The 337-nt window shown below is 53.7% G+C and carries 1 protein-coding gene; it reads left to right on the top strand.

The window, feature by feature from the left end; genetic code table 11:
• Positions 1–68: 68 nt before the first annotated feature.
• Positions 69–337: hypothetical protein (locus tag GHO25_RS25860; RefSeq protein ID WP_153393454.1), on the top strand; the 269-nt coding region annotated here is incomplete at its 3' end.

The raw sequence follows: 337 nt of genomic DNA, 5'->3' as shown, positions 1-337 counted from the left end.
GGTACGCCAGCCCCCCCTGCTGTGGTTTTACGCGTAGTGGGCCACTGACTCGGACAAGGAAACCGCACATGCTCATCGAACAAGAAGTGGTAAGGCGCGGCCTGCTGTTAATGAAACTGACACATCCAGCTGAGGCCGCGCTGACCAGCGCATTGCTAGAAACGCTCGACTATGAAAAAAGCGTCCTCCGAGACCCCAACCAGCTTCGGGTAATGGTATTTACGCTGGGAAAAAAACTGTCCACCCAAGGTAAAAAAGGGCTGATCAGTTGGAATGCCTGGTTGCTGCAGTTTGTGAAAGACGGTGCCTTGAGTGAAGAACAGGCCGCCGACTTCAA

The sequence above is a fragment of the Pseudomonas sp. FSL R10-1350 genome (genome assembly GCF_009600525.1).
GTDB lineage: Bacteria > Pseudomonadota > Gammaproteobacteria > Pseudomonadales > Pseudomonadaceae > Aquipseudomonas > Aquipseudomonas helleri.
The sequence above is the reverse complement of the archived record's forward strand: the minus strand, read 5'-3'. Positions and strand labels throughout refer to the sequence as shown.